The organism is Pseudomonas sp. TNT3, from assembly GCF_010095445.2.
Lineage (GTDB): Bacteria > Pseudomonadota > Gammaproteobacteria > Pseudomonadales > Pseudomonadaceae > Aquipseudomonas.
Genome location: NZ_WFGV02000032.1, coordinates 41,358 through 54,587 on the forward strand (window position 1 = coordinate 41,358; position 13,230 = coordinate 54,587).

Consider the following 13,230-nt stretch of genomic DNA (forward strand, 5'->3'; position numbering starts at 1 on the left):
ATGGCCCGTGGGGTTAACAAAGTCATATTGGTCGGCACTTGCGGCCAGGATCCCGAAGTTCGCTACTTGCCTAACGGTAACGCCGTGACCAACCTGAGTCTGGCGACCAGCGAACAGTGGACTGACAAGCAAACCGGTCAGAAGGTCGAGAAGACCGAATGGCACCGTGTATCGATGTTCGGCAAAGTAGCCGAAATCGCCGGCGAATACCTGCGTAAAGGTTCGCAGGTGTATATCGAAGGCAAGCTGCAAACCCGCGAGTGGGAAAAAGACGGTATCAAGCGTTACACCACCGAAATCGTGGTCGACATGCAAGGCACCATGCAACTGCTCGGCGGCCGACCACAACAGGGCGACCAACAAGGCGGGGGCAATAACTACCAGCAGTCCGCTCCGGCACCGCGTCAGCAAGCTCCGCGCCCACAGCAGTCGGCACCGCAGCAGTCCGCCCCACAACAGTCGCGTCCGGCTCCTCAGCAGGCTGCGCCGCAACCGGCTCCGGATTTCGACAGCTTCGATGACGATATCCCGTTCTAGGATGCAGCCTGGACTTGTTTGTAAGGTCTAGCCTCGAAACCCCCGATCAGTCCTCTCGACTGGTCGGGGGTTTTCTTTTGTACATCATTTAAGCAGGAGCGTCCGGGCCGGCGTCACGACTGAGCGTGAGCAGTCACATTCGCCCGCGCCGTGTGCAGTTTCTTGTAGCTGTCGATCAGGCGCAGGTGCCTGTCGAGCCCTTCCAGTTTCATGCTGGTCGGCGTCAAGCCATGGAAGCGAACGCTGCCATCCACCGATCCGATCGCTGCATCCATGCGCTCGTTACCAAACATCCGGCGGAAATTAGCCTCGTAGTCTTCCAGTTCCAGGTCTTCGTCCAGCTTCATCTCCAGCACGGCATTGATGGCCTGATAGAACAAGCCACGCTCGACCGTGTTGTCGTTGTACTGCAGGAACATCTCCACCGCTTCCTTCGCCTCTTCAAATTGCTGCAGGGCGAGATAAATCAGCAGCTTCAACTCTAGAATCGTCAGCTGGCCCCAGGCCGTGTTGTCGTCAAACTCGATGCCGATCAAGGAAGTGATGTCGGTGTAGTCGTCGAGCTCACTTTCCACCAGACGCTCAGCCAGCGCTCGCAGCTCCTCTTCGTCCAGACGATGCAGGTTCAGGATATCGGCGCGGAAGAACAGCGCTTTGTTGGTGTTATCCCAGATCAGATCATCTACGGGATAGATTTCCGAATAGTCCGGCACCAGGATGCGGCACGCCGTCGCGCCAATATGCTCGTAGACCGCCATGTACACTTCTTTGCCCATGCCTTCGAGAATGCCGAACAAGGTCGCGGCTTCTTCGACGTTCGAGTTTTCACCCTGGCCAGAGAAATCCCATTCGACAAATTCGTAGTCCGATTTCGAGCTGAAGAAGCGCCACGACACCACGCCGCTGGAGTCGATAAAGTGCTCGACGAAGTTGTTCGGCTCGGTCACCGCATGACCTTCAAACGTCGGCTGTGGCAGGTCGTTGAGTCCTTCGAAGCTGCGGCCCTGAAGCAATTCGGTCAGGCTGCGTTCCAGCGCCACTTCCAGGCTCGGGTGCGCACCGAACGAGGCGAACACGCCGCCGGTACGCGGGTTCATCAGCGTGACGCACATCACCGGGAATTCGCCGCCCAGGGACGCATCTTTCACCAGCACGGGGAAACCTTGCTCTTCCAGTGCCTGAATACCGGCCAAAATCCCGGGAAACTTCGCCAAAACATCGGCCGGCACATCCGGCAGGGCAAATTCACCCTCGATGATTTCGCGTTTTACCGCGCGCTCGAAGATCTCCGACAGGCACTGCACCTGGGCTTCGGCCAGCGTGTTACCGGCACTCATGCCGTTGCTCAGGAAAAGGTTTTCAATCAGGTTGGACGGGAAGTACACCACCTCACCGTCCGAACGCCGCACGTACGGCAGCGAGCAGATACCACGCTCTTCATTGCCCGAGTTGGTATCGATCAAATGGGAGCCACGCAGCTCGCCGTCGCGGTTGTAAATCTTCAGGCAGTACTCATCGAGAATTTCGACCGGCAGCGCATCTTTACGGCCCGGCTTGAACCAGCGTTCGTCCGGGTAGTGCACAAACGCTGCATTGGCGATGTCTTCGCCCCAGAACTGGTCGTTGTAGAAGAAGTTGCAGTTGAGTCGCTCGATAAACTCGCCCAGTGCCGACGCCAGTGCGCCTTCCTTCGTCGCGCCCTTGCCGTTGGTAAAGCACATCGGCGAATGCGCATCGCGGATATGCAACGACCACACGTTAGGCACGATATTTCGCCACGAGGCGATTTCAATCTTCATGCCCAGGTCGGCGAGGATGGCCGACATGTTCGCAATGGTCTGCTCAAGTGGCAGATCCTTGCCGGCAATGTAAGTGCTCGCCTCAGAGCTGGATGCAGGCATCAGCAACGCCTGAGCGTCGGCGTCGAGGTTTTCGACCTCTTCGATCACAAACTCAGGGCCGGCCTGCACCACTTTTTTCACGGTGCAACGGTCGATGGAACGCAGAATGCCTAGACGGTCCTTCTCGGAAATGTCTGCTGGCAGCTCGACCTGGATCTTGAAAATCTGGTTGTAGCGGTTTTCCGGGTCAACAATGTTGTTCTGTGACAGACGGATGTTGTCGGTGGATATGTTGCGGGTGCTGCAGTACAACTTTACAAAGTACGCCGCGCACAACGCCGACGAAGCGAGGAAGTAGTCGAACGGGCCCGGTGCCGAGCCATCGCCCTTGTAGCGGATAGGTTGATCAGCCACCACCGTGAAGTCATCGAACTTGGCTTCAAGTCGAAGGTTGTCGAGAAAGTTGACCTTGATTTCCATGGGGGTTACCAGAATAGCGGGCTAGTCGATTTGGCCGCCATTATCCGGCATTTCAACGGTAAGTCTCGCGGGCGTCTGACGATATGTCCCCTCCGGGCCGTTTTAATGAGCCGCGGAGGGGCAAGTCGAGCTTTCAGACTTCGATGAGGACGTTGTGATCTTAGTGGCTGGCAGCCAGGAATTCGTCAGTGGAGATCACGCTCGCATAGGCAAAGCCCAGAGCTGACATGAACGCGGCGTGAACGTGGGCCGCCGGAACCGTCAGACCGTTGAACTCCAGGTCACGGCTGGCACAGGCGTCATGGATCACGGTGACGGTGTAGCCCATATCGGCGGCGGCGCGAGTGATGCCGTCGACACACATGTGGCTCATGCTGCCAACGACCACCAGTTCCTTGATGTCTTGCTCGTCAAGGATCGACTTCAACTCGGTTTCGCGAAACGAATTGACGAAGTGCTTGAGCACGACGGGCTCATCCGCGCGGTTGAGAACCTTGGGATGAAGCTTTGCGCCCTCTGAACCCGGAGTGAAGAAAGGCGCTTCGTCGGACGTGAATTCATGGCGGATGTGCACCACCCACTCACCCGCGTCGCGAAAGGCCTTTAACAGACGTACGGCGTTATCGGCAGCGACATCGGCGCCCACCAATGGCCACTTGCCTTGGGGGAAGTAGTCGTTTTGGATATCGACTACGATGAGTGCTTGCTTGGCCATGACTGTTTCCTCGAAGTGTGTAGTAGGTGTGGAATGAAGTATTGGCCCTGGCAGGCCGTCCGAGGATTGGCCGCACCGACAATAGAAGGGGGAAAACTGACAATGGATGCACAAAGGGCTGTCGCGCAATTGGGCGTACTGATTTATCCCGGTGCTCAAATGGCGGCGGTGCATGGATTGACGGACTTGTTCGGGGTGGCCAACCGTATTGCCGCCGAGCATCAGGCTGCGCGTTTGCCGCTGCTGCGGGTCAGTCATTGGCAGGTCAATGGCGAACAAGCGCCTGAGTGCGTTTACGACAGCCATCCCGCTCCAGACGAGGCGCTGGTAGCTGTGCTGATTCCGCCGTCGATTGCCGGCTTCTCCGAGGGGCAGGCCTCGCACGCTTTGATTCAATGGCTGCGGCAGCACCATGCGAACGGCGCCACCCTCGGCGGCGTCTGCGTCGGTTCGATCCTGCTGGCCGAAAGTGGCCTGCTCGACGGACGCAGTGCCACCACCCACTGGACCTCAGCCAAAACCTTCGCCGAGCGCTATCCGGCGATCAAGCTCAAGGCTGATACACCGATAGTCGATGACGGCGACCTGATCACCACCGCCGGGCTGATGGCATGGTCCGAGCTGGGATTACGCCTGGTGGACCGACTGCTCGGCCCAAGTATCGCTACCGGAACTGCGCGGTTCCTGGTGGTCGAGCACAGTGACAGCGCAAGCGAATGCGGCAGTAACTTCTCACCTATTCTCAATCACGGCGACGCATCGATTCTGAAGGTTCAGCACTGGCTGCAAAGCACGGGTGCGACCGAGGTATCACTGACCGCAATGGCCGAGCGGGCAGGGCTGGAAGAGCGTACTTTTCTGCGTCGTTTTCGCACGGCAACCGGCCTCAAACCCACCGAGTATTGCCAGCATCTGCGGGTCGGCAAGGCGCGGGAAATGCTTGAATTCACCAATGGCACCATCGATCACATCGCCTGGACCGTCGGCTATCAAGACCCCAGTGCATTCAGGGCAACCTTCAGGAAAATCACCGGGCTGGCGCCAAGTGATTACCGCAACCGATTTGGCGTCGGCGCCGGTCAGAGTTGAACGCTCAAGGGTGCAAAATGTCGGAGTGATTAACCGGCGGATTCAGTAACGGTTCCCAGCAGACGGTGCCTGGTTCGATCCCGGCACCGGTCCTGCCACATTCACCCAGCGCAGATTGAAGGGGGATGCATGACCCCAACGAATCGCAAGAAACTGGTCGTTGCTCACTCGGTTCGCGCCGAGGCGCCTTTGCACGAAGTGGAAACCAACCGTGCACTGGCTCGATGGCTGGCCCAAATCCTCGGGCTCAAATTCGGTGGCAGCTACGACGTCGACGCGCACAGCGGCCGTGACCTATACCTTTTGCCCACCCAGACATTAGTCGGCGCCGCAGCCGCTCGTCAGCTAGGCGTGAAAGGCCCCGAGGATCTGTGGGGCGGGTACGTCGATCACGATTTCATCTGTACCAAGGCCATCAGTCATGGCTTGCTCAACCGCCACGCTTACGCGCCTGAAGGCTGGTCGCCGTTGTTTTCCGAACGGGTGCGCAGCGTTGTGCTCGACGGTCTCAGCGTATTTTCCCTGGAAGATGCCCGGCCTGCGGCGGAGCACTTGCTGTACAGCGGCCCGATCCGGCTCAAACCGGTTCACGCTTGCGCCGGGCGCGGGCAGGAAGTCGTCGAGAGTCTTGATCAGTTCGATGCCATCCTCGCCCGACCCGATGCCAGGACGTTGTTTGTCGAAGGCGTCGTGCTGGAGCAGGACCTGCAAAATGTCATCACGCATAGTGTCGGCCAGAGCTTCATCGGCGACAGGGTGCTGAGTTACTGCGGCGATCAATACTTGACCGAAGACGGCCATGGCGAGCAGGTTTATGGAGGCTCGAACCTGCTGGTCGTGCAGGGGTATTACGACGATCTGCTCGAATTGCCGTTGGCTGACGACGTGCAACTGGCCATCCGCCAGGCCCAGGTGTTCGACAGCGCGGCTGACGAAGCCTATCCGGGGTTTTACGCCTCGCGACGCAACTACGACATCGCCCAGGGACTGGACAGCAACGGCCAGAGTCGCAGCGGCGTGCTCGAACAATCCTGGCGCATGGGCGGCGCCAGCAGCGCCGAGGTGGCGGCCTTGCAGAGCTTCGTCAACGATCCGGGTATGCGCGCGATTCGTGTCTCTTCGGTGGAAACCTACATCGATCAACCGCTGCCGGCAGACGCCATCGAGGTGTACCGCGGGGCGGCGGAAAACAGTGACTTTCTTCTCAAGTACGTGACGGTTAAATCCTATGACGGCTAGAAGCGAAACCATTCAAATCGACATCGACGACGAGCAGATGGTCGGGACTTTCCTGAGTCCCAAATCCAAAGTCCCAGGGGTTCTTTTCGTACACGGATGGGGCGGCAGCCAGGAGCGCGATCTGGAGCGCGCCAAAGGCATCGCCGGTCTGGGTTGCGTGTGCCTGACGTTCGACTTGCGTGGCCACACCGGTGGCAGCGGCATTCCGCTGACGCGCGTCACGCGTGAAGACAATCTGCGCGATTTGCTCGCGGCCTACGATCGGCTGCTTGCGCATCCGGCGCTCGACACGTCCGCCATCGCGGTGGTGGGCACCAGTTACGGCGGTTATCTTGCCTCGATTCTGACTTCTCTACGCCCGGTCCGCTGGCTGGCGCTGCGGGTCCCCGCGCTGTATCGGGATGAACAATGGCACACGCCCAAGCGTGAACTGGACAAGACGGATTTGCGCGATTACCGCAGCACGCTGATCCGTGCCGACAGCAATCGTGCATTGCATGCATGCTCGCAATTCACCGGCGACGTGTTGCTGGTCGAGTCAGAGACGGACGACTACGTACCCCACGCAACCATCATGAGTTACCGCGCCGCTTGCCAGCAGACGCACTCCCTGACCCATCGAATCATCGACGGTGCCGATCACGCCTTGAGCGAGCCTGTTTCACAACAGGCCTATACCTCGATTCTGGTGGACTGGATCACCGAAATGGTCGTGGGCGAGCGCTTGAGCATTATTCAATCGAAATGAGCATTTCCCAGAAGGGGCTCGCCACACGCCAGCCCCTCCTCAGCGAAGGAATAGGTTTAATCCCTGGGCTTCTTCGAAATCCGCAACGACTTGGCTTTCGCCTCCACCACCAGGTACATCACCAACGTGATCAACAGCGGCAAAATGAAGTAAATCGCCCGATACGCCAGTAACCCCGCCACCAGACTTCCGCGTGAAGCCTCATGTTGCAGCAGCGCGACAAACACCGCCTCCAACACACCCAGCCCCGCAGGAATGTGCGTGATCACCCCGGCAATGGCGCTGATCAACAGCACGCCCAGCACCAGCGGATAATCCAGCTTGCTCGGCAGCAGCGTGAAAATCACTGCCGCCATCAACGACCAGTTCAACGCACCCAACGCCAATTGCAGAATCGCCATGCGCAGCGATGGCAGGTTGATTTCCACTCCCCGAATCGCCCACTCGCGACGCTTGGAAAACCGGCAAGCCGCCAGATACCCCGCACTCACCAGCAGTAACAGCACCCCCACCCATTGCAGCGCATCGCTGCTGAGTTTCCAGCCCGGCGGCATGCGCACCAGCCCACTGCTGAAGACCACGCCGGCAATCAACATGTAGCCGAACCAGTTGGTCGCCAGACTCAGGCCGAGGATTTTCGCGATGTTGGACTTGCTCACCCCCAATCGTGAATACAGCCGATAGCGCATGGCGATTCCACCGACCCAGGCGCTCAGGTTCAGGTTGAAGGCGTAGCTGATGATCCCGACCGGGAGGATCTGCTTCCAGGTCAGGTCCTGACGGATGTACGTGCGACCGATCAGGTCAAAACAGGCGTAGACCAGAAAACTCAACAGCGTCAGCCCCGAGGCGATAATCAACGTGCTTACTTTGAAATCGGCCAGGGTTTCGAACACTTCATTCCATTCGATGCGGCGAGCAAGCATCGTGAACAGCACGATCAGTGCCAGGAAAAACAACATCGTCAACGGCCGTTTCCAGCGGCTCCAGCGGGATTTTACCGGGGTTTCGGCATGCTGCGCCGGTTGGGCTTCAGCGCGGCTCATGGAGTTTGCTCCCGGTTGGATGAGTGAACCGTTTCAGGCGCGGTTTATGCGCTGGAAGCCAACCGGCCCACGCAGGGAAGTGCCGCAAGAAGTGGAACACCAGAAAGCCCACGGTCATGTGCCAGACCCGACCGCGGGGGGATTTATCGGCTGACATGGCCTTGCAGTGATTGTTGCTGAGGTCTTCCAGACGTTCGAACAGTTCGCGGTTGAAGGCGCGGTCACGTATCAACACGTTGGCTTCCAGATTCATCGACAGGCTCAACGGGTCGAGATTGCTTGATCCGACCGTGCTCCAGTCCTCATCCACCAACGCCACTTTGCCGTGCAGGGGACGCTCGCAATATTCGTGAATCTGCACACCGGACTTGAGCAAATAGTCATAGGTCATGCGCGCGGCGAGCTTGGCCACCATCATGTCCGGCTGACCTTGCAGAATGAGCCGCACCTCCACGCCACGACGGGCAGCATTGCGGATCTCTCGCAGCAGTCGATAACCGGGAAAGAAGTAAGCGTTGGCGATGACCACGCGGCGTTGGGCACTGCGCAGCACCTGCCGGTAGACCTCTTCGATATCGGTCTGATGATCGCCATTGTCGCGATACACCAGCCGCACCTGACCATCATGGTCGCTGAACGCCAGTTCCGAGCGCCGTTGCCGCCGCCGTTGCCACCAGTATTTGGCGCGCGCCGGGCGGCCACTTTGCAGCAATGCAAAATGATGAATATCGGCCACTGCCGGGCCCTGCACTTCAACCGAATAATCCTGTTTGGCCTCGGGGCCAAAATCGGCGAGATGATCACCGGAAAAGTTGATCCCGCCAATGAACGCGACCGTGCCGTCGACCACCACAATTTTGCGATGAAGCCGACGGAACCAGTTGGTGCGTATGCCCAGGTGCTTGGGCGCCGGATCGAACATCTGGATGTGCACACCGGCCTCGCTGAGAGCAGTGAGGTAGCCGGTGGTCAGCTCTCCACAACCAAAACCATCGAAGCTGGCGGTGACACGCACGCCGCGTTTTGCCGCCTCGATCAGCACTTCCTGCAGCTCGTTGCCCACCTTGTCCTCAAACACAATGAAGGTTTCCAGGAGAATCTCGGTCTTGGCCTCACGCATGGCCTCGAAGACCCTCGGGAAATACGCTTCGCCATTTTCCAGCAACACAACCCGATTATTCCCTTGCCAGCCGTATTCGACGTCAACCGCTGCGGGCTCTCGAACAGGAGGCTCGGAAGTATGTTCCACGGTGCTTTTCTCCATCGACGGGACGCTCATAGCTCAATCTCCACCGATAGCGGTGCGTGGTCGGAAAGGTGAGACCAGGGTCGCGCAACTAACACTTGCGGACGGCTGGCCTTGAGGTTTCGCACGTAAATGCGGTCCAGGCGTAGCATCGGCAGTCGTGCCGGGAAGCTACGCGCCGGTTTGCCGTGGTGCTCCGCGAACACCTCGCGCAAACCGCAAGGTTCAAGCAAGGCATCAGCGCGTTGGCGCCAGTCGTTGAAGTCGCCGGCGACGATGACGGGCGCATCACTTGGCAACTCCGCGAGGCGGCGCGCGAGCAATTCGAGTTGCTCGGTTCGGTGGGTTTCATGCAAGCCCAAATGGACGCAGATCGCATGAACTTCCGGCCCGTCACCTGGCAGGCGGAGTACGCAATGCAGGATCCCGCGGTTTTCATGACCACTGATGGAAACGTCGAGGTTGTCATGGCGGATGATCTGGAATTTCGACAGCAGCGCGTTGCCGTGATCGCCGGCCGGGTACACCGCGTTGCGGCCATAGGCGAACTGCGGCCAGAGAGTGTCGGCGAGGAACTCGTATTGCGGCATCGACGGCCAATTGTCGTAGCGCTGTGGATGGTGCTCGTGTGTGCCATGGACTTCCTGCAGAAACACCACGTCGGCCGACACGCTACGCACCGCTTCGCGTAATTCCGGCAGGATGAATCGCCGGTTTAGCGCGGTGAACCCCTTGTGTGTATTGACCGTCAGCACCGTGAAACGGCGCACGGCAGTGTGGGTCTGAAGTTGCTCGGGAGCATCGGGCTGTTCGGAAATGCTCATGGCAGCACTCCTTCGGCTGCTGGCTCTCCGGGTCTCGTGGCCAGGCTGTCATCGAGATGAAAGCGCTCCAGCAGACGTCGCGCATCAAAAGGCGCGCGGACCTTGATGTCATTGTCGAAATAGCAGAACACCTCGCGGGACTTGCGTGCCTGAGGTTTTTGCCGAGGCGCAATCAGCTGCGGATCCGTGGGTTGCTTCCCGTGATTCCAGGCATCAATCCGGTCGCCCCAGCGTTTCAACGCCTCGGACGTGTAGCCGCTGGCATACAGTTCTTCGGCCCCGTGCAGGCGCAGGTAGACAAAGTCGCTGGTGAGGTCTTCGCGGTACGGCCATTTACCCGCCGTGTCGGCAATGACAAAGGCGACGTTGTAGCGCTTGAGCAGGCGGACAAAAGCGGGGTCGATAAAGGTGTCGTTTCTGATTTCCACGGCGTGGCGCAGGTGCTTTTTTTTGTAAGCCTTCACGCTGGCATGACCCGGCAGGTGCGAATCATGTTGGCGGGCGAGGGCAGCGGCCTGCTGGGTATTGTGCGGAAGTTGTTCCAGGAAACCCTCGAACAGGTCGGCATCGAATTTGAAATTGGGCGGAAATTGCCAAAGGATCGGCCCCAGCTTTTCCTTGAGCTCCAGCACCCCGGAAGCAAAGAAATTCGCCAAGGGCTTGTGCACATCCCGCAGGCGCTTGATATGGGTGATGAACCGTGGGGCTTTGACGCTGAAGACAAAATCAGCCGGCGTTTCGGCATACCACTCGGCGTAACGCTCAGGCCGTTGCAGGGCGTAAAACGATCCATTGATTTCGATGCTGTTGACCGCCCTCGACGCAAATTGCAATTCACGTTTCTGGGTCAAGCCCTTTGGGTAGAAATCCCCGCGCCAGGGCACGTAACGCCAACCTGAAATACCGATGTGAATCGCCGCCATGTCGCCTCCCGTCTAATGGTCCTCGGTTGCCTCTGTCTTTTGATGACTGCACAAAACGGGAGAAAGTTTCGACGGGGCTACGGATGGTATCGGCTGGCGATGCACGGCCATTGATGTATTGACTGGCGATACGCGGCCTTTAATTGTGTAGGAGCTGCCGCAGGGGTTAAGTCCGGCGACGATTCGTGTTGAACTTCATCCAGTCGCGCTTACCGGACCCGCAAGGGTGGGTTTCTATCAGCTATAACCGAACTTGCTGACCATTTTTCGATCAGTTCCTAACTGATGCGTTTTTAAGGAGCCCTGCGTTTTGCTCAAATTCAAAACCGCAATACTGCTGGGAGCGTTGCTGATCCTGGGCAGCAACGAACTGGAAGCCGCCGCACTACCGGGTGTTCCCGCTGCCAGCGAGGAGCAGGCCAAGCCTGAGCCGCTGGTGCAAGGCGGTCTGCTTGGGGCCATCAGTTCCAGCATCGACGATGTGCAGGAAAAACTCGATCTCAACGAAAACCTGGTGGACGCCTGGCGTCTGCGAGCCGACAGGGCTGCGGATGAAGTCGACAAACTGGTGAATCAACCATCGGCGCGCTCGCCCATGAGTGTCGTTGGCGATTTCCTGCTGCTGTCCGGCATCTGGCTCGGGCTCTTCGCTTTGCTGACGGTGCTGGGCGGTCTTCTGGCCAAGCGCCTGAACCAGGGGCGCTGGCTGCGAACCCGCCAGCGCAGCCAGGCCCTGCTCAACTATGTGCTGCCTTACACGCTGCCGGCGGTCATCTGTCTGCCGGTAACGCTCTATGCCAGTCATTTCCTGCAGGCCTCGGTAGGTCGCGCACTGGCGATGTGTTTTGCCTACGCCACCAGCAGCGGTATTTTTTCGACCTCGATGCTGCTGTGCGTGATCGTCATGTTCAACACCGGGCACAAGCGCCCCGCGGTGCAGATCATTCGTGATTACTGCCCCAGACCGCTGTTCCTGATCGGCTTCCTCGCCGCGCTGAGCGACGCGTTGACCAGCCCGCAGATCGCCCGGCAACTGGGCGGCAATATCACCAGCAGCGTTGCGGTATTCACCGGACTTTTTGCCTCGATCATCTTTGGTTTACTGGTGATTCGTCTGCGCCGCCCGGTGGCGCACCTGATCCGTAACCGACCGTTGGCTCAGCGGCTCAAACAGCCTTCGATGCAAGAGTCCCTGCGGATCTTTTCCGGGCTCTGGTACTGGCCGATTCTGCTGATGGTGATGGTTTCAGCGATCAACCTGATCGGCGTCGGCGAGGACAATCAGAAAGCCCTGCGTTGTGCCTTGTTCACTACTATTTTGCTGATCGGAACGGTATTTCTCAGCACGATTTTCCAGCACCTGTTCAAGTCCAGACAAGCCGAGGCGCTTCAACGCAGCAGCGCCTACAAGGAACGTTTTCTCAGCCTGCTGCACGCCCTTCTGAGGATCGTCATGGCCGTGGCGTTCATCGAAATCCTCGGACGAATCTGGGGCGTGTCGCTGTTCGAATTTGCCGTGCGCAACTCGATAGGGCGGGCGATCAGTGACTCGCTGAGTCGTATCGGTCTGATATTCCTGGTGACCTGGCTGGTTTGGGTGGTGCTCGACACCGCGATTCAGGAAGCACTCAAACCATCGGCCAACAAGCGTTCGGCCCGCCAGCCCAGCACCCGGGTGAAAACCATCCTGCCGCTGCTGCGCAACGCGATGAAAATCATCCTGGTGGTGATTTGCGCAATCACCACCATGGCCAACCTGGGGATCAACGTCGCGCCATTACTGGCCGGTGCGGGGGTAGTTGGTCTGGCCATTGGTTTTGGCTCGCAGCAACTGGTACAGGACGTGATCACTGGCCTGTTTATCATCATCGAAGACACGCTATCGATCGGCGACTGGGTAGTGCTCGACTCCGGCCACGCAGGCACCGTCGAAGGCCTGACCATCCGGACCTTGCGCCTGCGGGACGGCAAGGGCTTTGTGCACTCGGTGCCGTTTGGCCAGATCAAGGCGGTGACCAACCAATCACGACAATTTGCCTACGCGTTTTTCTCGGTGCAGTTCACCTATGACACGGATGTCGATAAAGCCATCGAACTGATCCGTGAAGCGGGGGATTCGATTCGCGAAGACGCGTTCCTCAAATACAACCTGCAAGGTCCGCTGGACGTGTTCGGCGTCGACAAGATGGACCTCAACGGCGTGGTGCTGACGGCGCAATTCCGCACCGTCTCGGGTGGGCAATATGCAGTGAGCCGGGCGTTCAATCAGCGTTTGAAAAAGCTTGTGGATAACAGCCCGTGGGTGCACTTCGCGCAAACTTATCCACAGCAGGTTTTGCTGCCCAAACGGCAGGCGGAAGAGCCTGGGGATGAGGGGCAGACGCCAGAGCATGGGTCGGTGTTGCTGCCGGATCAGCCGCGTAGTCAGTAGCTATGTTGGTCCTGCTGGCCTCATCGCGGGCAAGCCCGCTCCCACAAGGTTTTTTTTATCGGCGCAAATTACTGTGGGAGCGGGCTTGCCCGCGATGAGGCCAGCCCGAAC

11 protein-coding genes are annotated in these 13,230 nt (G+C 58.7%); 5 read left to right on the forward strand and 6 right to left on the reverse strand.

All coding sequences use genetic code 11. The annotated features are described in order from the left end of the window. The gene (locus GBC55_RS18770) at positions 1–537 is read left to right on the forward strand and encodes a single-stranded DNA-binding protein (protein ID WP_162438847.1); all 537 of its coding nucleotides are present in this window, start codon (positions 1–3) and stop codon (positions 535–537) included. A gap of 113 nt (positions 538–650) precedes the next feature. Here GBC55_RS18770 and GBC55_RS18775 read toward each other — a convergent pair whose 3' ends face one another. Both GBC55_RS18775 and GBC55_RS18780 read right to left on the reverse strand, forming a co-directional pair. Next, positions 651–2,858 (reverse strand): OsmC domain/YcaO domain-containing protein, encoded by a 2,208-nt coding sequence (locus GBC55_RS18775; RefSeq protein ID WP_162438848.1) that lies wholly within the window; start codon positions 2,856–2,858, stop codon positions 651–653. A gap of 160 nt (positions 2,859–3,018) precedes the next feature. Next, on the reverse strand, positions 3,019–3,573 hold the full coding sequence (locus tag GBC55_RS18780; protein ID WP_162438849.1) for a cysteine hydrolase family protein: 555 nt from the start codon (positions 3,571–3,573) through the stop codon (positions 3,019–3,021). A gap of 102 nt (positions 3,574–3,675) precedes the next feature. Here GBC55_RS18780 and GBC55_RS18785 point away from each other — a divergent pair, with 102 nt between their 5' ends. From GBC55_RS18785 to GBC55_RS18795, 3 genes are all read left to right on the forward strand, one after another. Beyond that, complete coding sequence (locus tag GBC55_RS18785) at positions 3,676–4,662, forward strand: GlxA family transcriptional regulator (RefSeq protein WP_162438850.1); 987 nt, start codon at positions 3,676–3,678, stop codon at positions 4,660–4,662. 129 nt (positions 4,663–4,791) lie between these two features. Then, the gene (locus GBC55_RS18790; protein ID WP_162438851.1) at positions 4,792–5,901 is read left to right on the forward strand and encodes a DUF3182 family protein; all 1,110 of its coding nucleotides are present in this window, start codon (positions 4,792–4,794) and stop codon (positions 5,899–5,901) included. Beyond that, positions 5,891–6,649 (forward strand): alpha/beta fold hydrolase, encoded by a 759-nt coding sequence (locus GBC55_RS18795; RefSeq protein ID WP_162438852.1) that lies wholly within the window; start codon positions 5,891–5,893, stop codon positions 6,647–6,649. Before GBC55_RS18790 ends, GBC55_RS18795 begins: the two co-directional genes overlap by 11 nt. A gap of 56 nt (positions 6,650–6,705) precedes the next feature. On the opposite strand, the gene GBC55_RS18800 is transcribed toward GBC55_RS18795, so the two are convergent. Genes GBC55_RS18800 through GBC55_RS18815 form a run of 4 tightly spaced genes read right to left on the reverse strand, consistent with a single transcriptional unit; the run spans position 6,706 to position 10,688 of the window. Next, positions 6,706–7,695 carry a lysylphosphatidylglycerol synthase domain-containing protein gene (locus tag GBC55_RS18800; protein WP_162438853.1) on the reverse strand — a complete coding sequence of 330 codons (990 nt, stop codon included), beginning with the start codon at positions 7,693–7,695 and terminating at the stop codon, positions 6,706–6,708. Further along, on the reverse strand, positions 7,682–8,974 hold the full coding sequence (gene clsB, locus GBC55_RS18805) for a cardiolipin synthase ClsB (RefSeq protein WP_162438854.1): 1,293 nt from the start codon (positions 8,972–8,974) through the stop codon (positions 7,682–7,684). Before clsB ends, GBC55_RS18800 begins: the two co-directional genes overlap by 14 nt. Then, positions 8,971–9,765, reverse strand: a complete 795-nt coding sequence (locus tag GBC55_RS18810) for an endonuclease/exonuclease/phosphatase family protein (protein WP_162438855.1) — start codon at positions 9,763–9,765, stop codon at positions 8,971–8,973. Before GBC55_RS18810 ends, clsB begins: the two co-directional genes overlap by 4 nt. After that, positions 9,762–10,688, reverse strand: a complete 927-nt coding sequence (locus tag GBC55_RS18815; RefSeq protein WP_162438856.1) for a DUF72 domain-containing protein — start codon at positions 10,686–10,688, stop codon at positions 9,762–9,764. Before GBC55_RS18815 ends, GBC55_RS18810 begins: the two co-directional genes overlap by 4 nt. A 310-nt stretch (positions 10,689–10,998) precedes the next feature. On the opposite strand from GBC55_RS18815, the gene GBC55_RS18820 reads away from it, so the two are divergent. After that, entirely contained in the window at positions 10,999–13,119 is a 2,121-nt protein-coding gene (locus tag GBC55_RS18820; RefSeq protein WP_162438857.1) for a mechanosensitive ion channel family protein, read from the forward strand. Positions 13,120–13,230 lie beyond the last annotated feature (111 nt).

Bases quoted from the DNA above. Each gene is read 5' to 3' on its own strand.
- GBC55_RS18770 (WP_162438847.1), top strand. From the start codon at position 1: ATGGCCCGTGGGGTTAACAAAGTCATATTGGTCGGCACTTGCGGCCAG.
- GBC55_RS18775 (WP_162438848.1), bottom strand. From the start codon at position 2,858: ATGGAAATCAAGGTCAACTTTCTCGACAACCTTCGACTTGAAGCCAAG.
- GBC55_RS18780 (WP_162438849.1), bottom strand. From the start codon at position 3,573: ATGGCCAAGCAAGCACTCATCGTAGTCGATATCCAAAACGACTACTTC.
- GBC55_RS18785 (WP_162438850.1), top strand. From the start codon at position 3,676: ATGGATGCACAAAGGGCTGTCGCGCAATTGGGCGTACTGATTTATCCC.
- GBC55_RS18790 (WP_162438851.1), top strand. From the start codon at position 4,792: ATGACCCCAACGAATCGCAAGAAACTGGTCGTTGCTCACTCGGTTCGC.
- GBC55_RS18795 (WP_162438852.1), top strand. From the start codon at position 5,891: ATGACGGCTAGAAGCGAAACCATTCAAATCGACATCGACGACGAGCAG.
- GBC55_RS18800 (WP_162438853.1), bottom strand. From the start codon at position 7,695: ATGAGCCGCGCTGAAGCCCAACCGGCGCAGCATGCCGAAACCCCGGTA.
- clsB (WP_162438854.1), bottom strand. From the start codon at position 8,974: ATGAGCGTCCCGTCGATGGAGAAAAGCACCGTGGAACATACTTCCGAG.
- GBC55_RS18810 (WP_162438855.1), bottom strand. From the start codon at position 9,765: ATGAGCATTTCCGAACAGCCCGATGCTCCCGAGCAACTTCAGACCCAC.
- GBC55_RS18815 (WP_162438856.1), bottom strand. From the start codon at position 10,688: ATGGCGGCGATTCACATCGGTATTTCAGGTTGGCGTTACGTGCCCTGG.